A 21,409-nucleotide genomic window follows, 5' to 3' on the forward strand; every position below is an offset into this window, starting at 1 on the left:
GGTGGGCCGGCAGCGGCGGCAAGCGGGGTTATCCCTAAATGAGTACTAAATTATTGATCCGGGCCTTTGATGTTTTCACTCGTAGGAGCGAGCTTGCTCGCGATCAGCATCGCTTCGCGAGCAAGCTCGCTCCTACATAAATTCATACTTGTGAGGGCGGATCAATAGAAGATTAGAAACTCTTCTCGGCAAGCCACAAAAACCTGTTTGAACCACAGAGACACTGAGGAAGCAAAACCCTGAGAAATGCACGATGACGTGCTCCCGGTTTTCTCTGTATTCACTGTGTCTCTGTGGTTGATTCGGGTTTTGCCGAGAAATCATTGTTTCTAAATAAAGCCGCCTGGAGCGGTCCGGGCAAGCCGCTCAGTTGCGTGCGGCCAGCCGCCCGGGGTGCTTTTGCGCCAGCCAGTTGGCCAGCCGCACGTAATCGGCGACCGATAGGTTTTCCGGGCGGTCACCGGGGGTCAGTCCCAGTGCTTCGAGTTCTTCCGCGCTGGCGATGCCCTTCAGGTTGTTGCGCAGCGTCTTGCGGCGCTGGGCAAAGGCGGCCACCACCAGTTGCTCGAACAGTTCGTAATCGTCGGCCGTATGCGGCAGCTCGGGCCAGGGCACCATGCGCACCACGGCGGAATCGACCTTGGGCGGCGGGTAGAAGGACTCCGGCGGCACGTCGATGATGTGGTCCATGATGTAGCGGTACTGCAGCATGATGGACAGCCGGCCGTAATCGGGCGTCGAGGGTTCGGCGACCATGCGGTCGACGACTTCCTTTTGCAGCATGAAGTGCATGTCGTGGATCACCTCGGCGTAGCTGGCGAGGTGAAACAGCAGCGGCGTGGAGATGTTGTACGGCAGGTTGCCGACCAGCTTCACGCGCCCGCCGGGCGCAAGCTCGCGCGCCAGCGCGCCGAAATCGAAGGCCAGCGCGTCGACATTGTGGATGACGAGGCGCTCGGCCGGAAAGCGCTGGCTGAGGTGGGCGACGATGTCGCGGTCGATTTCGACGACGTGCAGCTGCGGCACGCGCTGCATCAGCGGCTCGGTCAGCGCGGCCAGCCCCGGCCCGATCTCGATGATGACGTCGCCGGGCTGCGGGTCGGTGGCATTGACGATGTCGGCAATCACGCCCTGATCCTGCAGGAAGTTCTGGCCGAAGCGTTTGCGGGGAATATGGCTCATTGGGCGGGGTCTCGTGGTGCGCGCAGGACAAAACGGCGGGTTTGTCCGGTGGCGGCTGCGGGCAGAAGGGGAGCTTGACCTACCTCTGCTGTGCTGCGCCGCTGCGTTGGATGTTGCATAGGCAGGAACGTATCAGGCCTGGCTGGTCTTGCTGCGGTTTTCCGCCAGCCTGGCCGCCAGACGGGTGGCGGTGAAGAGGCTTTCCGGGTCGGCGCGGCCGCTGCCGGCCAGATCGAGCGCCGTACCGTGGTCGACCGAGGTGCGGATGAAGGGCAGGCCCAGCGTGATGTTGACGCCCTGGCCGAAGGTGGCGTGCTTGAGCACCGGCAGGCCCTGGTCGTGGTACATCGCCAGCACGGCGTCGCCCTGGGCGAGCACCGGCGGGTTGAACAGCGTGTCGGCCGGCAGCGGGCCGATCAGCGTCATGCCCTCGGCGCGCAGTTGCTCCAGTACCGGGATGATGGTGTCGATTTCCTCGCGGCCCATGTGGCCGGATTCGCCGGCGTGCGGGTTCAGCCCGGCGACGAGGATGCGCGGACTGGCCAGGCCGAATTTGTCGCGCAGGTCGGCGTGCAGGATGCGCAGCGTGGCGACCAGCCCCTCGCGGGTGATGGCGGCAGCCACGTCCTTCAGCGGCAGGTGTGTGGTCGCCAGCGCCACGCGCAGCGGCAAGCCGTCACGGGTGTCGCCGGCCAGCATCATTACCACGCGCGCGGTCTGGCTGCGCTCGGCCAGGTATTCGGTGTGGCCGCTGAAATACTGCGCGGGGTCGGCGTCGTTGATCACGCCCTTGTGGATGGGGGCGGTGACCATGGCGGCGAATTCGCCGGCGCGGCAGCCGGCAATCGCCACATCCAGCGTGGCCAGCACATAGCCGGCATTGGCCGGATTCAGCGCGCCGGCGGCGGCCGGGACGGCCAGTGGCCGGTGCAGGATGCTGACCGGGGCGTCGCTGCCGGGCTGGTAATCCGGCCAGTCGCAGGAGAGGCCAAGCTGCGCTGCCCGGCTGGCCAGTAGCGTGCGATCGGCAATGATGACCAGGGGGTTTTCTTTGGGTATGTTGCTCTGGCCCAATTGCACGCAGAGTTCGGGGCCAATACCCCCGGGTTCGCCGGAGGTGATCGCGAGTGGCGGCCTGAAGGAACTCATTCGTCTTTCAGCTTGTAAACGACGTAGGCGCGGTCACGCAGCTGGCGCAGCCAGTCTTCAAACTGTTCCTCGGCCTTGCGCTGGCGGATTTCCATGCGCAGCTTGGCGCGTTCGCGATCCTTGCTCACATCCTGGTCGCGACGCTCGAGCACCTGGATCAGGTGCACGCCGAAGGGCGAGAGCACCGGCTTGCTCAGTTCGTTGATGTCCAGCGCGTCCATGGCCTGCTCGAACGGCGGCACGGTGTCGCCCGGGCTCAGCCAGCCCAGGTCACCACCCTTGGCGGCGGTGCCGTCGTCCGAATGCAGCTTGGCCAGCTCCTCGAATTTTTCGCCCTGGCGGATGCGGGTGCGCAGCTGGTTGAGCTTGCGTTCGGCATCATTGGCCGATACCAGCTCGTTGGTGCGCAGCAGGATGTGGCGTGCCCGCGTCTGGCGCACGATGACCTTTTCGCTCTGCGCACGCTTGTCGGTCAGCTTGAAGAGGTGGAAGCCGCCCGGGGTGCGCACCACATCGGTGATGTCGCCGACCTTGGTCTTGTTCAGCAGGTCGACAAAGGCGGTCGGCAGCGATGCCGCGGGGCGCCAGCCGAGACTGCCGGCCTTGGCGAAGGCTTCGGTGCTGTAGGTGGCGGCGACGGTGGCGAAATCGCGGCCGCTGACCAGTTCCTTGCGCGCCTCGTTGATCTTGACGCGCGCCGCCTGGATCTGTTCCGGGCTGGCCTTGTCCGGCAGCGGAATATAGATCTGCGAGAGTTCATACTCGACCGGGGCATTGCCCTCGGCCAGTTTCAGGTAGTCGTCCAGTTCGGCATCGCTGACCACGACCTGGCTTTCCACTTCCTTCTCGCGCAGCCGGCCCAGCAGGATCTGCTGGCGGATGGTCTCGCGGAACTGGCGCCAGTTCAGGCCGCTGCCTTCGACGCGCTGGCGGAATTCCGGCAGGCTCATGTCGTTCTGGCGCGCGATGCGGGTCAGGCCGGCTTCGAGCATGTTGTCGTCCACGCGCAGGCCGATGTCCTGGGCGCGCTGCAGTTGCACCTGCTCGAGCACCAGGTTTTCCAGCACCTTTTCCTGCAGTACGCTGGCGGGCGGAATTTCCGCCTGGCGCTGGCGCAGCGAGGCGCGCACTTCCTCGACGCGCTGGTCGAGTTCCTGCTGGGTGATGGCATTGCGGTTGACGATGGCAATCACGCGGTCAACGGTCGGAATGGCGGCCTGAATGGGGCTGCTGCCCAGCAGGGCGGCCAGCAGTAGCGGGACGTACAGTTTCATGAAACTACCTCGGGCGCGGGGCGTCGGTGCGGAACGCGTCATAATAATCGGGAATGGATTCCTGCAGCAGGCGGACCGGGCTGGAGCCTACACCACCCAGTCCGGAGAGCTCCAGCGTGAAGAAGTAATTGGTCTGGTAGTCACCCCGGCTGGTCGGGTAGCGTTGCGCCGCCAGGCGCAGGCCCCAGCAGCCGGCCTTGTATTCGACCCCCAGCAGTGCTTCCAGGCCGGAGTGATCCTGCAGCGAGTAATTGTACTGGCCCAGCGCGTACCAGCCCCCGCCGATATTCCATTGGCCGGAGGCGCCCACCTGCTCGATGTCGGTCGTGCGGTTGCGCAGGTAGCGCAGGTTCAGCACCTTGCCGGCTTCGGGCGACCAGGACAGTTTCAGGTTGGCGCGCTGGGTGATGGCATTCTGGAAGTTGTACTGCAGGTCGTAGGCGGTGCGGAACTGGCCCAGCTGCGAGCTGATGGAAAACAGCGCGTCAGCGGTGGTTTCGCCGCTGGTGTTGCCGGCCAGCCCCACGCGCGGCTGGGTGAAGTAGATGCGCTGGCCGATCGTGGTGTTCAGCAGCTCGTGGCCCTGCTCGGAATCGAATAGCCGCGAGGTCAGCGCCAGCGTGACGTCGTTGGCGTCGTTGATGCGGTCATGGCCGGTAAAGCGGTTTTCCATGAACAGGCGGTTGAAGGTCAGGTCGGCTTCGCTGGTGTCGAACAGCGGAATGGCGCTCTGGTCCTTGTAGGGCACATACAGGTAGTAAATGCGCGGCTCCAGCGTCTGCACGAAGCTGGTGCCGGCGTAGCTGCCCTCGCGCTCGAAGAACAGCCCCGTATCCAGGCTGAGCATCGGCAGGCTGCGGTCTATCGTTTGCCCGTCCCGGCCATTGAAGGCGTCCAGCCGGTACTGGGTGTAATCGAAGGAAAGCTTGGGCGTGATGAAGCTGTAGCTGTTGGCGAAGGGCAGGCTGACCGAGGGTTGCACCCAGCTGCGCCAGCCGGACACGCCATCGGTTTTCTGGAAATTGGTGGCCTCGGCCTCGATGCCGGTTTTCAGCATGCCGTGCAGCACCGGCGCGGCGCTGAAGGTGAATTGCGGTTCGAGGTTGTAGGGTGGCACAACCGGATTCTGCTCGCTTTGCAGCACCTGGAAGGTCTGCCAGCGCATGCCGGCATTCCAGCCGTCGCCGCGGTAGCGCAGCTGGCCGTCGCGCGGCAGCGTGGTCTGCGAGCTGGCTTCCAGGCTGTTGCCGAAGTCGTTGAAGTAATTGTCGTCCGAGGCCCTTTGCAGATCGAGCTGCAGGCTGAGGCGTTCGGTCAGCTGTTGCTGGTGCTGGAACAGCACGCTGTAGCGGTTGTCGTCGGTTTTCCGGTCGCTGATGGCTTCGGCGCGCAGCACACCCTGGAAGCTGGGCCACAGATAGCGCGCCTCGCCGCCCAGCATCAAGCCGCGTTCGCTGTACCAGGTCGGCCAGAAGGTGGCGTCGTAATTCGGCGCGATATTCCAGTAAAACGGTGTGCCGATGACGGTGCCGTTGCCCGAGCTGTAACCGACCACCGGCGGCAGAAAGCCGGTCTTGCGCTTGTCGTTGAGCGGAAAGTCCGCCCAGGGGTAGTAGGCGACCGGCACGCCCTTGAATTCGAACCAGCCGTGCCACGCATCGCCGATGCCGGTGGTGTAGTCCAGATTCAGCTCGCGGGCGCGCAGATACCAGTCGTTGTTGCCGGCCGGGCAGGTGGTGAAGCTGCCTTCCTCGATGCGGTAGCGGTCGCGGCCTTCGAAGAACAGCGTGCGGCCGCTGCCGCGCGCCAGGCCCTGCGCCATGGCGTATTCGGGGTTGTCGAGCGTGCCCTCGCGGGCATCGACCGCCAGATCCAGCCGCGTGCCGCTGAGCGTGTCGCCGTCCTGCGTGAGTTTGACGCGGTCTCCGGCGTGCAGCTGGCCGCTGACGAGGTTGTACTTCACCCAGTCGCTTTCGCTGGTCAGGCCGGCGCGCGTGATGACGACATTGCCCTCGGCGTAGGCCGCCTGGCCATGCCTGACCTCGGCGCGATCCGCTTCGAGGTGGATGGGCGGCTCGGGAGTCGCCTCGCCCTGGCCGTCATCCGCTCTGGCGTGGGGAAGGGTGGCCAGCGCAAGCGCCAGCAGGGTCAGCGAAGAGGGTGGGGTGCGGGGCACACGCATGTGGCCATTCGGGCAATGATAGAATCAGCGGATTCTAGCAGCATTTCCCGGATCGACAGCAATGAACCACCCCGATATCCAGCAACAAATCCACGCCTGGCTGCTGCAGCTGGGCCAGCAGCCGCAGACCCTCGTTCCGGCCGCCAGCGACGCCAGCGCGCGTCAGTACTGGCGCGCCACCCTGGCCGACGGCCAGAGCCGCATCGTGATGCAGGCCGATCCGGCCGTGCTTGATTTTGCACCTTTCCTGGCCCGCCAGGCCGAACTGGCCGCCGCCGGCCTGCCGGTGCCCGCCGTGCTGGCGCAGGATGCCGCGCAGGGGCTGGTGCTGCTGGAAGACCTCGGCACGACCGAACTGGCCGCCGTGCTCGATGCCGGCAATGCACAAGACTGGTACCGGCGCGCCATCGATCTGCTGGTGAGCATGCAGGCCACCCTGCCGCATGCGCAGCTGCCGGCGTTTGATGCGGCCTTCCAGCAGCGCGAGCTGGAAATCTGCCGCGAATGGTATTTCGGCCAGCAGCTGGGCGTGACGCTTGACGGCGAGGCGCTGGCGGCCTGGCAGCGCAGCTGCGCGCTGATCGTGGCGCGCAATGTGCAGCAGCCGGTGGTGTTCATGCACCGCGACTATCATGCCCGCAACCTGATGGTGCAGGGCGAGGCCTTGCGCCTCATCGACTTCCAGGACGCGGTGGCCGGACCGCTCAGCTATGACATCGTCTCGCTGCTGCGCGACGCCTACCTGGACTGGGATGAAGCCTTCGTGCTTGATCTGGCCATCCGCTACTGGGAAAAGGCGCGCGCCGCCGGCCTGCCCGTGGACGCCGACTTTGCCGACTTCTACCGTGCCTTCGAATGGCAGGGCCTGCAGCGCCACCTGAAGATCCTCGGCCTGTTTGCCCGCCTGAAATACCGCGACGGCAAGGAGCGCTACCAGGCCGACATCCCGCGCGTGCTGCACTATGTGCAGAAGGTATGCGAGCGTTATGTGGAGCTGGGCGCACTGGCGCGCCTCTTGCGCCAGCTGCACCCGTCCGGCCAGCCGGCCGTGGGCTACACCTTCTGATTGCTCCTTGCAGGGTATGCGGCTGCAGCCAAATCCAGTAATGGGCTGTGGCCTGATGGGGTGTGGTGTATCCTCTCACACCTCACACCTCACACCTCACACCTCACACCTCACACCTCTCACGATGAAAGCAATGATCCTGGCCGCCGGGCGCGGCGAACGCATGCGGCCGCTGACCGACCATAGCCCCAAGCCCTTGCTGGAGGCCGGCGGCAAGCCGCTGATCGTCTGGCATCTGGAGCGGCTGGCCGCCGCCGGCATCCGTGACATCGTCATCAACCACGCCTGGCTGGGCGAGCGCCTCGAAGCCGCGCTGGGTGACGGCGCGCGCTGGGGGCTGCGCATTGCCTACTCGGCCGAAGGCCATGCGCTGGAAACCGCCGGCGGCATCGCCCGCGCCTTGCCGTTGCTGGGCGATAAGCCCTTTCTGGTGGTCAATGGCGATGTGCTCTGTGATTACGATTTCGGGCGGCTGCTGCCGCTGGCGCGCACCCTGCCTGCCGCTGGCGCGCATCTGGTGCTGGTGCCCAAGGCCGGTTATCCCACCGGCCGTGACCTGACGCTGCGGGCAAACGGCCGGGTTGAGGCCTGCGGTGACGATGACACGCCCTACACCTTCTGCGGCATTGCCGCCTATCACCCGGCCTTTTTCGCCGGTGTCGATGCCGCCCGCCCGCTGCCGCTGCTGCCGCTGCTGCTGGCCGGCATGGCCGAGGGGCGGGTAGGGGGGGAATGCCACGGCGGGCGCTGGCTCGATGTCGGCACGCCCGAGCGTCTGGCCGAGGCCGACCGCCTGCTGCGCCAGGGCTGAGCATCTGCGGTGCGGCGCTGCCTTTCACACGCCGCGGGGAATGTTGCCAATTGTTTTTTGTTGCACTGCAACTAAAATCAGTGGGTCCAAGTCCGTCCGCCCGGAGCACGCCATGCCGCTGCAACAGTTTGTCCACGAACAATCCGAACGCACCGCCACCCTGCAGCAGAGCCTGCGCCAGCTCTTTGATCCCTTTGGCCTGGTGGCGACCTCGCTGAAGGCGCAGCAGGCCTGGCTGGCCCACCCCGACGAACTGGCCGAGGTGCTGGGTGACTATGCCAATGGCGCGACCAAATGGGCCGGTTTTGCGCTGCGCCGGTGGTGGGGCGAGGAAGATACCGACGTCTTTCCGCCCAATCCGGAAGACACCCGTTTTGCCGATCCGGTCTGGCGCGACTCGCCGTACTGGGACAGCATCAAGGAATGGTATCTGTTCAACACGCACTGGCTGCAGGACACGCTGTACGCGACGCCGGGCATGTGCTGCCAGGAGCAGAGCCGCACCGCTTTCTGGCTGCGTCAGTGGCTCAATGCCGTGGCGCCGACCAATTTCCTGCCGCTCAATCCGGTGGCCATCGCCAATGCGCTGGCCACCAACGGCGACAGCCTCACGCGCGGCCTGCAGAATTTTGCCCGCGACGCGATGCGCGGCGACATCAGCATGACCGACCTCGATGCCTTTACCGTCGGCAAGAATCTGGCGACGACGCCGGGCGCGGTCGTTTACCGCGGCAGGCTGCTGGAAGTCATCCATTACGAAGCCACCACCCCCGATGTGCACGCCGTGCCGCTGGTCATCGTGTCGCCGTGGATCAACAAGTATTACATCCTCGATCTCAATGAAAAGAAATCGCTGATCAGGTATCTGGTCGACCAGGGCTTTTCGGTGTTTGTCACCAGCTGGAAAAACCCCGGCAGCGAGGATCGCGGTCTGAGCTTTGACGACTATCTGCAGGATGGCGTGGCGCAGATCATCGACGTCGCGCGCAGCATTTCCGGCAGCGACAAGGTCAATCTGGTCGGCTACTGCATCGGCGGCACGCTGGTCTCCGCCTACCTGGCCTGGGCCAATCGCAAGACGCCCGGCCAGGTGCCGGTCAATTCGGCGACCTTGCTGACCACGCTGACCGATTTCGAGCGCCCCGGCGACATCGAGGTGTTCATCGACGAGGAAGGCCTGGCCTTCATCGAGAAACAGATGGAAAGAAAGGGCTATCTTGACGGCAAGGAAATGGCGTCGAGCTTCCGCATGCTGCGCGCCAACAGCCTGATCTGGAATTACTGGGTCGACAATTACCTGATGGGCAACACGCCGATGGCGTTTGACGTGCTGTACTGGAACATGGACACCACGCGCATGCCGGAAACCATGCACCGCTACTACCTGCGCGAGCTCTATCTGCGCAACCGGCTGGTCGAGCCCGATGCGCTGACGATGGCCGGCGAGCCGATCGATCTGGGCCGCATTGAGCAGCCGCTGTATCTGGTCAGTACCGAGGAAGACCATATCGCGCCCTGGCTGCAGACCTGGAAGCTGATCGACCGCGTCGCCGCTCCCGTCACCTTCACGCTGTCCACATCCGGCCACATCCTGGGCATCATCAACCCGCCCTCGCCAAGCTCGAAACGCAGCTACTGGCAGGGCGTGCCGGACAAGGGCGTGGCTGGCGAAGCCTGGCTGGCCGGCCAGCAGAAAGTTGCCGGCTCCTGGTGGCCCAGCTGGGTTGAATGGCTGCGCCCGCAGTCCGGCGACCCGGTCAAGCCCAAGCTCTCCAATCGCCAGTACCCGCGCCATGGCGATGCTCCCGGGCAGTATGTGCTCGAATGATTTTTTAGCAGGCGCGCTGTCGCATGCGCGAGTCAGCCCGCAGACGCCTTGCGGGCTTTTTTGCGCCAGCGCAACGCTGCTGTCAGCCAATCCGTGATAAAAATACGGCCGTATTCAATTGTTCCGGTTTGCCCGGCCGTAGGCGGCAAACCAGACGCTTTCAAACCTGTGTAGAGGATTATCAATGGCCACGCGTACCGATCTCGCCAATGCCATCCGCGCGCTCGCGATGGATGCTGTTCAGAAAGCCAACTCCGGTCACCCCGGCATGCCGATGGGCATGGCTGAAATCGGTCTGGCGCTGTGGGGCAACGGCAACTATCGCCACAACCCGCAGAACCCGCACTGGGCCAACCGCGACCGCTTCGTGCTGTCCAACGGTCACGGCTCGATGCTGCAGTATGCGCTGCTGCATCTGACCGGCTATGACGTGTCGATGGATGACCTGAAGAACTTCCGTCAGCTGCATTCCAAGACCCCGGGCCACCCGGAAGTCCACTACACCCCGGGTGTGGAAACCACCACCGGTCCGCTGGGCCAGGGCATCACCAATGCCGTGGGCATGGCGCTGGCCGAAAAGCTGCTGGCTGCCGAATTCAACAAGCCGGGCCTCGACATCGTCGACCACAACACCTGGGTGTTCCTGGGCGACGGCTGCCTGATGGAAGGCGTGTCGCACGAAGCCTGCGCGCTGGCTGGCGTCTGGCAACTGGGCAAGCTGATTGCCTTCTGGGACGACAACGGCATTTCCATCGACGGTCATGTTGAAGGCTGGTTCAACGAAGACATTCCGCAGCGCTTTGAATCCTACGGCTGGCAGGTAATCCGCGCCGTGGATGGCCACGATGTTGACGCGCTGGAAGCCGCCATTGCTGCTGCCAGGGCCGAGCCGAACAAGCCCACCCTGATCTGTGCCAAGACCATCATCGGCAAGGGCAGCCCGAACAAGGCCGCCAGCCACGATTGCCACGGCGCACCGCTGGGCAACGACGAAATCGCCGCCACCCGCGCACAGATTGGCTGGGCGCACGAGCCCTTCGTCATTCCGGCCGACGTGTATGCCGGCTGGGACAAGAAGGAAGCCGGCGCCAAGTGGGAAGGCGAGTGGAACGCGCTGTTTGCCAAGTACGCCGCGCAATTCCCGGCCGAGGCTGCCGAATTCACCCGCCGCATGAAGGGCGAGCTGCCGGGCAACTGGCAGGAGCTGGTGCAGAACGCGATTGCTGAAGCCAATGCCAAGGCCGAAACCATCGCCACCCGCAAGGCCAGCCAGAACGCCATCCAGGCCTTCGCGCCGAACGTGCCGGAAATGCTGGGCGGCTCGGCCGACCTGACCGGCTCCAACCTGACCAACTGGAAGGGCGTGCAATCGCTGAAAGTGGAAAACGGCCAGATTTCCGGTCGCCACATCAGCTACGGCGTGCGCGAATTCGGCATGAGCGCCATCATGAACGGCATCGTGCTGCACGGCGGCTTCCGTCCGTATGGCGGCACCTTCCTGATGTTCTGCGAATACGCGCTGAATGCGCTGCGCATGGCCGCGCTGATGAAGACCAACAACATCTTCGTCTATACGCACGATTCCATCGGTCTGGGCGAAGACGGCCCGACCCACCAGCCGGTCGAGCAGCTGCAAACCCTGCGCTGCATTCCGAACATGAACACCTGGCGTCCCTGCGACACCGTGGAAGCCGTGCAGGCCTGGGCCGATGCGATCGAGCAGCGCAGCACGCCGTCCTCGCTGATCTTCAGCCGCCAGAACCTGGCCTTCATGAGCCGCGATGACGCGCAGATCGCCAATATCCGCAAGGGTGGCTACGTCCTGCGTGATGCGGCCGCGCCCAAGGTCGTGCTGATCGCGACCGGTTCCGAAGTCGAGCTGGCCGTGAAGGCCTTCGACGCGCTGGCCGCCGAGGGCATCGCCGCCCGCGTCGTGTCCATGCCGTCGAGCAATGTGTTCGACAAGCAGGAAGCGGCCTACAAGGCATCCGTGCTGCCGGCCGGTGTGCCGCGCCTGGCCGTGGAAGCCGCAACCAGCGACTTCTGGCGCAAGTACGTCGGCCTGGAAGGCGACGTGATCGGCATCGACACCTTCGGCGAATCCGCGCCGGCGGGCCAGCTGTTCAAGCTGTTCGGTTTCACCGTGGAAAATGTCGTGGCGCGCGCCAAGGCATTGGTGAAATAAGCCAGCCTGTTGTCCTGGAAAAAACGGCTCCTGCGGGAGCCGTTTTTCTTTGCCGGTCGGCAATGCCCAGGGCGCAGGCTGGCGGCTTGGGCCTATGCTGAAACAGGGCATCAGTTTATCGGAGCTGATCGGCAAGTCGTCTCGACTGGATCAGGCACAGCGGCGCAGCGATTACCGAGAAAAGCGCGAAGAGGGCCTCGGCATTTTGCGGGCGCTGTGTTGCTGTGGTTCAAGCAGGTTGTGTGAGATGGCGTGCTGCTCAGCCAGATTGCTATATCGAAGCCGGGCCGCGTGGCGGCGAAGGAGGTTGTCATGTATCAGCGCATCATGGTTCCCGTGGATCAGAGCGACGCCGCGCGGGCCGCCTTTGCGGAGGCCACGCAACTGGCCCGCCTGTGCGGCGCGCGCCTGCGCCTGGTGCACGTCGTCAATATTGCCCACACCGCGCTGGCGCCGGTGGGATTGCCGGGGCTGGATAGCAACTCCTATGCGGATGCGCTGGCCGCTGCCGAAGCGAAGGGCGGCGGCCTGCTGCAGGACTTGCAGGCCGAGGCGCTGGCCGCCGGGCTGGTCTGCGAGCACGAATTGCTGGAGGAAAAGGGCCTGCATACGGCGGCCACCATCCTCGCCGCCGCCGAGCGCTGGCCGGCGGACCTGATCGTCATGGGCACGCACGGCTTTTCCGGCCTGGCGCATCTGGTGTTTGGCAGCGTCGCCGAAAACCTGCTGCACCACACCCGCGTACCGGTGTTGCTGGTGCGCCGGCAGGACGATGAGGATGACGAGGACTGAGTGGACGGTGCGCGGATTTGTTGCTTCCTGATCAGCAAGGTTTCCCTGCATGTCATGCCACTGCCTGATTAGAAACCCTTCTCAGCAAACCACAAAACCTACCTGATTGGGTCTTTTCTTCGGGAAGCAAGGTTTTCAGCGCCTGTGGCGCGATGTTTTACATGCCGGGTGTGCCCGCCGGCACGTCAGGGGGCTTGTCTTGCCAAGCCCCCCGACACCCCCAAGGCGCGCCCGGCCAGCCGCCCCGCTGCGCGGGGTCCCTTGCGATGCTCGTTTTTCCGGGGACGCGGGACAACTCGGGCTTCGCCCTCAGACACGTCCCGCGCCTGATCCCGGAAAACCTGCGCTTCTCAGCGGCTTTCAGGGCAGAGCGTGCTAAGCAACGCTTGTGTTATTCAGGCTTCCTGAAGAAAAGACATAATCAGGAAAACCTCTTGAACCACAGAGATACAGAGTGCGCAAATTAAGCAAACCATCTGAGAAATGCCGATGATGAGCCCCCGCTTTTCGCTGTGGCTCTGTGGTGGATTGGGGTTTTTCTGAGCCTTCCTGTCAGTCAGGTGATGGATTTATATTGGTGGGTATATGGCTGAAGCCTTTTTTTAATATTGGCTTCAGCTTGATACGGTGTGTTGTATATGGGCCTAGTCTGTTGCGGCATCCGGCTGGCTGGCTACTTCCACCCGGTTGCGCCCGCCCGCCTTGGCGGCGTACAGCGCATCGTCGGCACGCTTGAGCAGGGTTTCGCCATCACCGGCGTGCTGCGGATAGCTGGCGACGCCCAGTGACAGCGTCACGCGCGGATGCGGGGTCTGTTCGTCGTCGCTCAGCGCCAGTGCGGCAAAGCCTTCGCGCCAGCTTTCAGCGCGACGCTGTGCGTCTTCGAGCCGGGCGCCGGGCAGCAGGATGACGAATTCCTCGCCGCCATAGCGGCAGGCCACATCCTCGTCGCGGCTGCGCGCGCGCAGATAGGCGCCCAGCGCACGCAGCACATCATCGCCGACCTTGTGGCCGTAATGGTCGTTGATCAGCTTGAAGTGATCCATGTCCAGCATCACCACGCTCAGCGGACTGTGCTCGCGCGTGGCGCGCGCCAGTTCGCGCTCCAGCGTTTCTTCGAGATAGCGGCGGTTGAACAGGCCGGTGAGCGGATCGCGGATGGCCTGTTCGCGCAACTGGCCCTGCAGCGCGGCAATGCGCTGGTATTGCAGCTGCAGCTGCTCGTGCGCACGGCGCAGTTCGATCTGGATCTGGCGCTGCTCGGTGATGTCGTTGCCGATGCTGAGAATTTCGCTGAGCTGGCCATCGGCATCGTGCAAGGCCTGGTTGGTCCACAGCATCCACACCCGCCGGCCGTCCTTGCAGAGGTTTTCGTTCACATGCACGGCAAACTGTTCGGGATTGGCCAGCAGCCCTGCCAGCACCTCGCGCAGATCGCGGCGCGTGCTTTCCTGTTCGGGCATCAGCGTGCCCAGCAGCGGCTGGCCAAGCAGTTCTTCCGGCGCAAAGCCGAAATGCGTCTGGGCAAACTGGTTGATGAAGGTGATGTGGCCGGCCGGATCCAGCCGCAGGATGATGCTGCGTGCGGCTTCGACCAGTTCGCGGTACTGGCCGGCGCTGGCCTCGCGCGCCGCTTCGTCGGCCTTGCGCGCGGAAATGTCGCTGATGATGCCCTCGCGGCCAATCACCTGGCCCTGTTCGTCCTCGACCAGCCAGGCCTGCTCATGCACCCAGCGCGCCACGCCATCGCGATGCAGCAGGCGGTATTCGATGCCGTAGCCCTCGCCTGAGGCCAGCGCGATCGCATGCGCCTCGCGATGCTCGGGGTGAATCAGCGCCGCGAAATCCGGCGCCTGCCCGGGCCAGTGGCTGGCCGGGTAGCCGGTCAGGTGCAGCGCACCCTGGCTGACATAATCCATCTGCCAGCCATTGGCCGGCGTGCAGCGGTAGGCCATGCCGGGCATATTGGCCAGCACGGCGTCGAGCAGTTGGCGCGTGCGGGTCAGCGCCTTGCGGGTGGCATTGCCGCGCTCGTCGATCACGCCCAGCACGCAGTCCTCGCCCGCCAGCTGCAGCCGGCGCACCGCCACGCGCACCGGCACGATGCCGCCGGCCGGGTCGCGCAGTTCCAGCTCCAGATGGGCCATGCTGTCCGGCTCGCGCAGCTGCATCTGCAGGCCGGCGCGGCCAAAGGGCGTGCAGTAGAAGTCCTCGGCCAGATGCTCGTTGCGCAGGTAATCGATGCTGCGCTGGATGCGCGCCAGCGCCACCCGGTTGGCATAGAGAAAGCGGCCATCGGCAAAGCGCGTCAGCGTCACCGGCAGCGGCAGCGCATCGAGCAGCGCACACCAGGCTTCGGGCGGAAATTCGGCAGGGGAGGTGAGGGCAGGCAAACCGGCTCCGCAAGGGGCAGCAATGGTTCTCATGCTAGCAAAAAGCGCGGGGCAGCAGGCTGTCGAAAACGGCCTGCGGTGTTTTTTCCCGTGCGGCAGGAGGCCGGGACGCGCGAGGGGGAGGGCGGGTGCTGATCGCCGGCCGCAGGCTGGGCCTGATCATCTGGGGTTTCGGCTGGGTATAAGACCACAGGCCAGCGGGTTACTGGCCTGTGGGGTCATGCATGGCTGTGTATTTCTTGCCCGGTCCGGGCGCGACGCCTTACTGGGCGGGCTTGCTGCTGCCCGGAATGATGGTCTTCAGGATGTCGCCAATCCTGGGCTGCCAGACGGCGGCCTGCGCCACGGGATAACTCAGACGCACCGTGGTGAGCGCGCCATCGCGCAGGAAACTCTGCTCGAAGAGCTGCTGCTCGCCCAGCTTGCCGGTGGTCATGAACCAGCTATTGCCTTCGTGCGCTTCGCCGACGCTGAGGCCCTCTTTCTCCAGTTCGGCGCGGCGGGCCTTGGCCAGGTCGGCGATCACCGGCTGCGCGACGGTTTTGGCGCTGATGGCCAGTTGCGTGCTCTGGTCGGCGCTGGCGAAGCTGCGGCCTTCCGGCGTTTCCGGCTGGGCGGCAAGCTCGCTCGGGTAATCGATCTGGTAGCCGAACTGGCTGTTCTGGTAGCGCGACCAGCCCGGTGCCGGCGGGTTGGCGGCAGGGATGCTGTCGGTCTGAGCGGGCGCCGTTGCCGTGGACGGCGGGGTGGCGTCGCCGCAGGCGCTCAGCAACAGGGCCAGCAGCAGGCTGCTGAATGTCAGTGCATGTTTCATCTCATCCTCCATGGCGCGCTGCGCCTTGCGGTCTGTGCCGCTTGGTTTACGGGTGGCGGCCATCTTAGCAGAGCCATCGTCCGGCGGCAGCACCGGCGCGGCCTAGCACGCTTCCTGCCCGTTCAGCATATGAATGGGGGCGGATGTATTGCCCTGTAGCCATTCCGCAAAAACGGCCAGGGCAAGATACCCTGGCCAGTTCAGCGGGATTGCTGTTGAGCACAGTGTCTCTGCGCTTGAAATGTTTGTTGCTGTCTGCCGTGAAGGCGCGCCCACCAGACTGGTATTCGCTCCTCGTCCTGCGCGGTTGCCAAAGCGCGCCTTATTTGCCGCTGTGCAGGGCCTTGCGCCGCTGGGCGAGGAAGGCGCTGGCCTGTTCCTGGCCGTCTTTCACCAGCAGCGCGATATTTTCCGGGCTGCGGTCGAGCTTGGATTCGTAATCCAGCTCGTGCTGCAGGTGCGCGGACATCTCGATGAAGGGGATGGTGTAGGGCCGGTCGGGCTGGTCGGCATAGCATTTCGGGATCAGCACCGGCTTGTTCACCGCCAGTGTCTGCAGGAATTCGGGCTTGAAAGCGTCCATCAGCAGCAGATCGTTGATCAGCGCCATGCTGGTCAGCTGCTGGAACAGCGACATGTTGCCGACCATTTCATTGCGGCGGTCGGCGATGTCCTCCGGCGCATGCGGTACGGACTGGCAGCCGGTCGGGTTGATCTTGATGACCCAGATTTCATCGGGAATATTGCCCGCACCGACAAAGCTCGGGCGCACCAGTTCGTCGAGCGGCGGGTTGTCGGAGAACAGGCCGTCCCAGTAGGCGAAACCGTCGAACTCGACCGCCGGAAAAATGTTGGGCACCGCGCAGGAAGACAGCAGGTGTTCAAGCCGGATTGCTTCCTCGCGTGAATTGAACTTGCGCAGCTTGCCGGTCAGCACCTCGGCCGCGCCCAGCAGCAGCGCTGGCGCATCGGGTTGCGCGCCCCAGCGCTGCAGTTCGTCGAAGTCGAAGTGCTTTTGCAGCAGCGCGGGGAAATCGGTGAACTCGCGGCGCAGGCTGCTGGTGGTCACGCCCATCAGCGCCTTGACCAGCGGCGAGGAGGGGCTGATGTTGATTTGCGGCAGCTGGCCCTTGCTGGTCGCGCGCAGCGATTCGATCACGTAGTCGTTGAAGTGACGCTCGGCCGGCGTTTGCGCGGTATTGTCCTGCCAGAAGGCCAGCAGACGCTGTGTGGGACTGGCGTCGCCCTTCATCAGCGCATACCACAGCAGCGTGGCGCACAGCGCGCCGCCCGAGGTGCCCGACAGGCTGACAATCTGGAAATCGTCCTGCAGGCGATGCTGGAACAGCGCATCCAGCGCACCGGCGGTGAAGGCGGTCTGGCTGCCGCCGCCCTGGCAGGCGATGGCGATCTTGCGACGGGGCTTGCTGGGCATGCGGGCATCCTGCTCTGAATGACGGAGACGGTCAGCGTGGCCAAACGTGCCGGCAAGGTCAAGGCGGGTGCGCAAATCGTTGCAAAAAGCCCGCGCCTGGCTGCCTACAATCGCCTTTTCCCTTGGGCCCCGCTGCCATGCCTCCCGCTCTCGCCTCCATCCTGCTGCTGGTCTGCTCCAACCTGTTCATGACGTTTGCCTGGTACGCCCACCTCAAGCACGGCCAGACCAAGCCCTGGCTTTTGATGGCGCTGATGAGCTGGGGGATCGCGCTGTTCGAATACCTGCTGCAGGTGCCGGCCAACCGCATCGGCTACCAGGTATTCAGCCTGGCGCAGCTCAAGATCATGCAGGAGGTGATCACCCTGTCGGTGTTCATCCCCTTTGCGATTTTCTACATGAAGGAGCCCTTCAACTGGAACTACGTCTGGGCGGCGCTGTGCATGGTCGGTGCCGTGTATTTCATGTTCAGGGGCTGAGGGGTATTGCCTTGGTGCCATTCATACGCAAGGCTTGCCGGTTAATACCCTATTCGACATGGACGCAGAGGCACAGAGGACCGCAGGAGCAAACCTCGGCCTTTCTGAGGATTTTGCCTTCCCAGCGTCCTCGGTATCGCTGTGCTTCAATCGGATTTTCATGTTCCTGATTGTGTCTTTTCTTCAGGAAGCGTGGTTTTCAGCGCCTGCGGCGCGGTGTTTTGATGCCGGGTGTGCCCGGCGGCACGTCAGGGGGCTTGTCTTGCCAAGCCCCCCGACACCCCCAAGGCGCGCCCGGCCAGCCGCCCCGCTGCGCGGGGTGCCTTGCGATGCTCGTTTTTCCGGGGGAGCGGGACAACTCGCCCTGCGGGCTCAAACACGTCCCGCCCCTGATCCCGGAAAAACTGCGCTTCTCAGCGGCTTTCAGGGCAGAGTGTACTAATCAACGCTTGTGTTACTCGGGCTTTCTGAAGAAAAGACATAGTCATGTTCATGTTTGCCGGTCAGCTTGCCGCTTGGGTCGGCGACGGGCTGATCCGCCGGCTTCACAGTTCGAGCGTGTGCCGCAGCGGATGGCGGCTGCGCCAGTCGGCGGGTGCGGGGACTCTGGCGCGCAGCGGCAGCGGGGCGAATTCCTCGCGCCAGGCCAGCGTGGCGTCGCCCAGCCAGGGGGGAATGTCGGAAAGCCGCAGATAGTCGGGGAAGAAGGGGCGCGGCGTGCGCTCGCCGCTGTTGCCGGGAATGTGACGCAAGCCCAGCAGGATCAGGACGATGCGCAGGAACGGGTCGGCGTGGTACATGGTGCTCTCCTGGTGGCCGGCCGCAACACGGGCCGCAGGGCTGTTTCAGCAAGCGCCGTGCCAGCAAGCGATCCACGCCATTTCGCGGATTCGCGGCCGCAGGGACCGTTGCGCTGCACCATTGGCGCGCAGCGGCGCACCGCAATCAGGCGTCGCGCCAGCGCCGGTAGGTGGCGGCCTGGCCATGGCAGGCGCCGGTCGCATCGAGCAGATTCCACACCGTCACGTCCTCGATCCAGAAGCGGCGGCCGTCGCGGGCGATGCGCAGGCCGCGATAGCCGGTGGCGAAGCCCTGCCGGCTGACCTGGTCGAGCAGCTGCTGGCGCTCTTCACGGTTGGGGGCTTCGGCGGACAGTCTGGATGGCAGGCCGATCAGCTCGGCGGCCGGATAGCCAAAGCAGGCTTGCGCGCAGGCATTGGCGTAAATGAAGCGCGGATCGGCGCTGCCGTCATGCGCCAGCACGCAGAAGGGCGCGTCGTGCTGCAGCCAGTGCGCGGCATGCTCTGGCGCGATGTCGGCGGGCAGCAGCGGCCGCCCGAGCAGACGCTGGTGGCTGGCGAGAATGAGGGCGGGCAGGTCGGTGGGCATGGCGACTCCGGGCCCGCCGGTGTTCAGCCTCCGCCCTGGATGCGGAAGGTGCGCGGCATCGGATTGCCGCTTTGCGGGCCAAACCAGCGATTGTAAATGCGTTCGGCCTCGCCGCTGCGTTCCAGTTCGAGCAGCGTCTCGTTCACCAGTTTTTGCAGCCGCGTTTCGCCCTTGTTCATCGCAATGCCGAAGATGTCGAGGTTGAGGTTGTAGTCGCTGAGCGCAAACTTGTCCCTGTTCGGCATTTTCAGCAAGAGACCGGCCAGTGTCGCCTCGTCGTCGGAAACGGCGTCCAGCCGGCCCTCGGCGAGAAAGCGCACCATCTGCGGCGAATCGTCGAAATCCACCACGGTGGCGCCGGGCAGCTGGCGGCGCACCGCCGCCGCGCCGGTGGTGCCGCGCACGACGCCGATATTGGCCTTGGCCAGCGCGTCCTGGCTCGTGTACTTGCCCCGGGGGGCCAGCACCTTCTGGCTGGAGATGAAATAGCCGGTACTGAACAGCACTTCGCGCTCGCGCTCGCGCGTCTTGCTGAAGGCGGCGATGATCAGGTCCACCTTGCCGCTCTTGAGCACCTCGATGCGCTGGTCGGGCTGGACATCGCGCACGATGACCGGCACGCCCAGCCTCTTGCCGATGGCCAGTGCAAAATCGACGTCGTAGCCGCTGGCGCCGTCCTTGCCGCGCTGGGCAAAGGGCGGCACATCGACATTCACGCCCACCTGCAGGCTGCCGCGCGCCTTGATGTCATCCAGCCGGTCGGCCAGCACGAGGCCCGGCAGCAGGCAGGCCAGCAGGGCCAGCAAGCCGTGTTTGAACCCGGATAATCCATTGGGACGCGGGATCATGGCGAGGGGTATCGCGAGTGAGTTCGCGCGCTTGCGCCAAGCACATAGCCAGCTATGGGCGCGAAGCAAGGGCGTGAAGGCACCGCGAAACAGCCGCCAGGGCCCGTGTAGGCTCGAAGAGCCGCCCAATGGATTATCCGGGTTACAGGGGGATTTCATGACGATGCTCCGCAAGGGGCGCGACAGGGCGCGAATGTGCGGTGTTTTAGCGGGAACGGCACGCGCCGTCCATGCGGGAAACACCGCAGTACAGCGTCATGAAGGGGGCAGTATCGGTGCCAGCGCCGCCTGCCAGGCCGCCAGCTTGTCGGCGAGCGGCCGGGTGAAGGCCGGGCTGGTCGAGGGCAGCGCGAGCAGACGCGCATCGTCGCCCAGCGATTGTCTGGCCAGCCGGTGGGCCGTCTGGCCATTGCAGGCAATCAGCCGCAGCGCCGGCAGCGTGGCGATCAGTCCTGACAGCGGGTTGGTCGCTACCTCGCGCAATGCCGCGTCGAGGCTGCCCTGCCGCGAGGCCGAGGCCACCGTGTCCCACAGCGCTATGCCATGCTGCAACAGCGTGGCATAGCGCTGCGGCCAGTCGCAATCCGCCAGCGGCTGGCCCGTCAGTGCCGCCATGATGGGCCAGAAGGCATTGCGCGGATGCGCGTAATACTCACCGGCCGCCAGCGAAGCCTCGCCGGGCAGCGTGCCCAGCACCAGAATCCGGCAGTGCGCGGCGGCGACGGGGGCGAAGCTGCGCTTCTCGCTCATGGCTTGCCTAACAGGGTGTTGAAAAACACCCTGCGTCTCGTTTTTTCCGGCAAAGCCGGGAAAAATGCATGAAAAGCAAAATTGTAAAGCATTGATTTTTCAAGAGGCCATTTGCACCGGGCTTTGCCCGGTGCTTGATGCTGCCGGAAAAACCGACTTTTTCAACAGCCTGTTAACCGGCGAGCAGCGCCGCGGCGATCTTGATCACCACCTTGCGGATGGGGCGTGGCTCAGTGACCGCGCGGCAGGGCTTGTGCAGCTCGCCGGGGAAAAAAATCGCGAACATGCCCGGCTTTAGCACCAGGCGCGATTCGTCGGGCTGCGGGTGGACAAAGGCGATGTCGCGCCCGTCCAGCTGATCCTGCACGCGCGCCAGTGCCGGATTGGCCGGCGCGAAGCCGATGGCTTCCTCGCCGTCGAGCAGGTACTGGATGTCGATGTAGCGCGCGTGAAATTCCGGCATGCCGGTTTCCCAGGGCTGGGTCAGCGGCTCCTGGACGATGGCGATCATGTTTTCGCCGTCAAGCGGATAGCGCCCCGGCGGCATGCTGCTGAAATCGGTGTCGCGCAGATAGGCGAGGCCGCGCGCGATGGCGGCGGGCAGCGGCGGTTGCGGATGGGCGATATGGCCGAGGTACATGACCTTGTCCTGCGGGGAAAACCGGCATTTTAACAGGTCGCAGCGCCAGCACCTGCGGCCGGATGGCAGGGCAGGTTCTGACGGGCGGGTCGGCCGCAAGCAGTTGTTTAACAGTGATTTTCATGTGCATGCACTATTCTTGTGCTAGAAAAATTACTCATAAGTCAATTTTGATTCAGCAATAAGTCATAA

18 protein-coding genes are annotated in these 21,409 nt (G+C 64.5%); 6 read left to right on the top strand and 12 right to left on the bottom strand.

Annotation, left to right across the window (positions count from 1 at the left end; translation table 11 throughout):
* Positions 1–366: 366 nt before the first annotated feature.
* From rsmA to C515_RS20340, 4 genes are all read right to left on the bottom strand, one after another.
* Positions 367–1,182 (bottom strand): 16S rRNA (adenine(1518)-N(6)/adenine(1519)-N(6))-dimethyltransferase RsmA, encoded by an 816-nt coding sequence (rsmA, locus tag C515_RS0108860; RefSeq protein WP_028455234.1) that lies wholly within the window; start codon positions 1,180–1,182, stop codon positions 367–369.
* A gap of 132 nt (positions 1,183–1,314) precedes the next feature.
* Positions 1,315–2,331, bottom strand: coding sequence for a 4-hydroxythreonine-4-phosphate dehydrogenase PdxA (pdxA, locus tag C515_RS0108865; protein ID WP_028455235.1), 1,017 nt, complete (start codon positions 2,329–2,331; stop codon positions 1,315–1,317).
* Complete coding sequence (locus C515_RS0108870; RefSeq protein ID WP_028455236.1) at positions 2,328–3,605, bottom strand: peptidylprolyl isomerase; 1,278 nt, start codon at positions 3,603–3,605, stop codon at positions 2,328–2,330. Before C515_RS0108870 ends, pdxA begins: the two co-directional genes overlap by 4 nt.
* A gap of 4 nt (positions 3,606–3,609) precedes the next feature.
* A complete protein-coding gene (locus C515_RS20340; RefSeq protein WP_051304794.1) occupies positions 3,610–5,787 on the bottom strand; it encodes an LPS-assembly protein LptD in 2,178 nt (725 codons plus the stop codon).
* A 61-nt stretch (positions 5,788–5,848) separates the two neighbouring features.
* Here C515_RS20340 and C515_RS0108880 point away from each other — a divergent pair, with 61 nt between their 5' ends.
* The 5 genes from C515_RS0108880 (at position 5,849) to C515_RS0108900 (ending at position 12,469) form a co-directional block, all read left to right on the top strand.
* Entirely contained in the window at positions 5,849–6,853 is a 1,005-nt protein-coding gene (locus tag C515_RS0108880) for an aminoglycoside phosphotransferase family protein (RefSeq protein ID WP_028455237.1), read from the top strand.
* 124 nt (positions 6,854–6,977) lie between these two features.
* A complete protein-coding gene (murU, locus tag C515_RS0108885; protein ID WP_028455238.1) occupies positions 6,978–7,664 on the top strand; it encodes an N-acetylmuramate alpha-1-phosphate uridylyltransferase MurU in 687 nt (228 codons plus the stop codon).
* A gap of 112 nt (positions 7,665–7,776) precedes the next feature.
* Positions 7,777–9,492: a PHA/PHB synthase family protein gene (locus C515_RS0108890; RefSeq protein ID WP_081686850.1), complete on the top strand. Its 1,716-nt coding sequence runs from the start codon at positions 7,777–7,779 to the stop codon at positions 9,490–9,492.
* A 184-nt stretch (positions 9,493–9,676) separates the two neighbouring features.
* The gene (gene tkt, locus C515_RS0108895) at positions 9,677–11,677 is read left to right on the top strand and encodes a transketolase (RefSeq protein ID WP_028455240.1); all 2,001 of its coding nucleotides are present in this window, start codon (positions 9,677–9,679) and stop codon (positions 11,675–11,677) included.
* Between the two features lie 312 nt (positions 11,678–11,989).
* A complete protein-coding gene (locus C515_RS0108900) occupies positions 11,990–12,469 on the top strand; it encodes a universal stress protein (RefSeq protein ID WP_028455241.1) in 480 nt (159 codons plus the stop codon).
* A 644-nt stretch (positions 12,470–13,113) separates the two neighbouring features.
* Here C515_RS0108900 and C515_RS22495 read toward each other — a convergent pair.
* The 3 genes from C515_RS22495 to C515_RS0108915 all read right to left on the bottom strand — a co-directional run bounded on the left by C515_RS22495 (position 13,114) and on the right by C515_RS0108915 (position 17,111).
* Entirely contained in the window at positions 13,114–14,862 is a 1,749-nt protein-coding gene (locus C515_RS22495; protein WP_028455242.1) for a sensor domain-containing diguanylate cyclase, read from the bottom strand.
* Between the two features lie 262 nt (positions 14,863–15,124).
* Positions 15,125–15,676 carry a hypothetical protein gene (locus tag C515_RS0108910; protein ID WP_144290408.1) on the bottom strand — a complete coding sequence of 184 codons (552 nt, stop codon included), beginning with the start codon at positions 15,674–15,676 and terminating at the stop codon, positions 15,125–15,127.
* A 322-nt stretch (positions 15,677–15,998) separates the two neighbouring features.
* Positions 15,999–17,111, bottom strand: coding sequence for a patatin-like phospholipase family protein (locus tag C515_RS0108915; protein WP_028455244.1), 1,113 nt, complete (start codon positions 17,109–17,111; stop codon positions 15,999–16,001).
* A gap of 137 nt (positions 17,112–17,248) precedes the next feature.
* Here C515_RS0108915 and C515_RS0108920 point away from each other — a divergent pair, with 137 nt between their 5' ends.
* A complete protein-coding gene (locus C515_RS0108920; protein ID WP_028455245.1) occupies positions 17,249–17,590 on the top strand; it encodes a DMT family protein in 342 nt (113 codons plus the stop codon).
* A 545-nt stretch (positions 17,591–18,135) separates the two neighbouring features.
* Here the strand turns inward: C515_RS0108920 and C515_RS0108925 are convergent.
* The 5 genes from C515_RS0108925 to C515_RS0108945 form a co-directional block, all read right to left on the bottom strand.
* A complete protein-coding gene (locus C515_RS0108925) occupies positions 18,136–18,390 on the bottom strand; it encodes a hypothetical protein (RefSeq protein WP_028455246.1) in 255 nt (84 codons plus the stop codon).
* A 145-nt stretch (positions 18,391–18,535) separates the two neighbouring features.
* Entirely contained in the window at positions 18,536–18,979 is a 444-nt protein-coding gene (locus tag C515_RS0108930; protein ID WP_028455247.1) for an MEKHLA domain-containing protein, read from the bottom strand.
* A gap of 23 nt (positions 18,980–19,002) precedes the next feature.
* Positions 19,003–19,827 carry a transporter substrate-binding domain-containing protein gene (locus tag C515_RS0108935; protein ID WP_158380800.1) on the bottom strand — a complete coding sequence of 275 codons (825 nt, stop codon included), beginning with the start codon at positions 19,825–19,827 and terminating at the stop codon, positions 19,003–19,005.
* A 255-nt stretch (positions 19,828–20,082) separates the two neighbouring features.
* Positions 20,083–20,577 carry a DNA-deoxyinosine glycosylase gene (locus tag C515_RS20350; protein WP_043648818.1) on the bottom strand — a complete coding sequence of 165 codons (495 nt, stop codon included), beginning with the start codon at positions 20,575–20,577 and terminating at the stop codon, positions 20,083–20,085.
* Between the two features lie 172 nt (positions 20,578–20,749).
* Positions 20,750–21,217, bottom strand: coding sequence for a NanQ anomerase/TabA/YiaL family protein (locus C515_RS0108945; RefSeq protein WP_028455249.1), 468 nt, complete (start codon positions 21,215–21,217; stop codon positions 20,750–20,752).
* Between the last annotated feature and the right edge of the window lie 192 nt (positions 21,218–21,409).

This window comes from Chitinilyticum litopenaei DSM 21440, from assembly GCF_000428145.1.
GTDB classification, from domain to species: Bacteria; Pseudomonadota; Gammaproteobacteria; order Burkholderiales; family Chitinibacteraceae; genus Chitinilyticum; species Chitinilyticum litopenaei.

Excerpts from the sequence above, each read along its gene's own strand:
- C515_RS0108925 (WP_028455246.1), bottom strand. The coding sequence starts at position 18,390 with ATGTACCACGCCGACCCGTTCCTGCGCATCGTCCTGATCCTGCTGGGC.
- C515_RS0108945 (WP_028455249.1), bottom strand. The coding sequence starts at position 21,217 with ATGTACCTCGGCCATATCGCCCATCCGCAACCGCCGCTGCCCGCCGCC.
- tkt (WP_028455240.1), top strand. The coding sequence starts at position 9,677 with ATGGCCACGCGTACCGATCTCGCCAATGCCATCCGCGCGCTCGCGATG.
- pdxA (WP_028455235.1), bottom strand. The coding sequence starts at position 2,331 with ATGAGTTCCTTCAGGCCGCCACTCGCGATCACCTCCGGCGAACCCGGG.
- C515_RS0108900 (WP_028455241.1), top strand. The coding sequence starts at position 11,990 with ATGTATCAGCGCATCATGGTTCCCGTGGATCAGAGCGACGCCGCGCGG.
- C515_RS20350 (WP_043648818.1), bottom strand. The coding sequence starts at position 20,577 with ATGAGCGAGAAGCGCAGCTTCGCCCCCGTCGCCGCCGCGCACTGCCGG.
- C515_RS0108890 (WP_081686850.1), top strand. The coding sequence starts at position 7,777 with ATGCCGCTGCAACAGTTTGTCCACGAACAATCCGAACGCACCGCCACC.
- C515_RS0108920 (WP_028455245.1), top strand. The coding sequence starts at position 17,249 with ATGCCTCCCGCTCTCGCCTCCATCCTGCTGCTGGTCTGCTCCAACCTG.
- C515_RS0108930 (WP_028455247.1), bottom strand. The coding sequence starts at position 18,979 with ATGCCCACCGACCTGCCCGCCCTCATTCTCGCCAGCCACCAGCGTCTG.
- C515_RS0108870 (WP_028455236.1), bottom strand. The coding sequence starts at position 3,605 with ATGAAACTGTACGTCCCGCTACTGCTGGCCGCCCTGCTGGGCAGCAGC.
- C515_RS0108935 (WP_158380800.1), bottom strand. The coding sequence starts at position 19,827 with ATGATCCCGCGTCCCAATGGATTATCCGGGTTCAAACACGGCTTGCTG.
- C515_RS0108880 (WP_028455237.1), top strand. The coding sequence starts at position 5,849 with ATGAACCACCCCGATATCCAGCAACAAATCCACGCCTGGCTGCTGCAG.
- C515_RS20340 (WP_051304794.1), bottom strand. The coding sequence starts at position 5,787 with ATGCGTGTGCCCCGCACCCCACCCTCTTCGCTGACCCTGCTGGCGCTT.
- C515_RS0108910 (WP_144290408.1), bottom strand. The coding sequence starts at position 15,676 with ATGAAACATGCACTGACATTCAGCAGCCTGCTGCTGGCCCTGTTGCTG.
- rsmA (WP_028455234.1), bottom strand. The coding sequence starts at position 1,182 with ATGAGCCATATTCCCCGCAAACGCTTCGGCCAGAACTTCCTGCAGGAT.
- C515_RS0108915 (WP_028455244.1), bottom strand. The coding sequence starts at position 17,111 with ATGCCCAGCAAGCCCCGTCGCAAGATCGCCATCGCCTGCCAGGGCGGC.
- murU (WP_028455238.1), top strand. The coding sequence starts at position 6,978 with ATGAAAGCAATGATCCTGGCCGCCGGGCGCGGCGAACGCATGCGGCCG.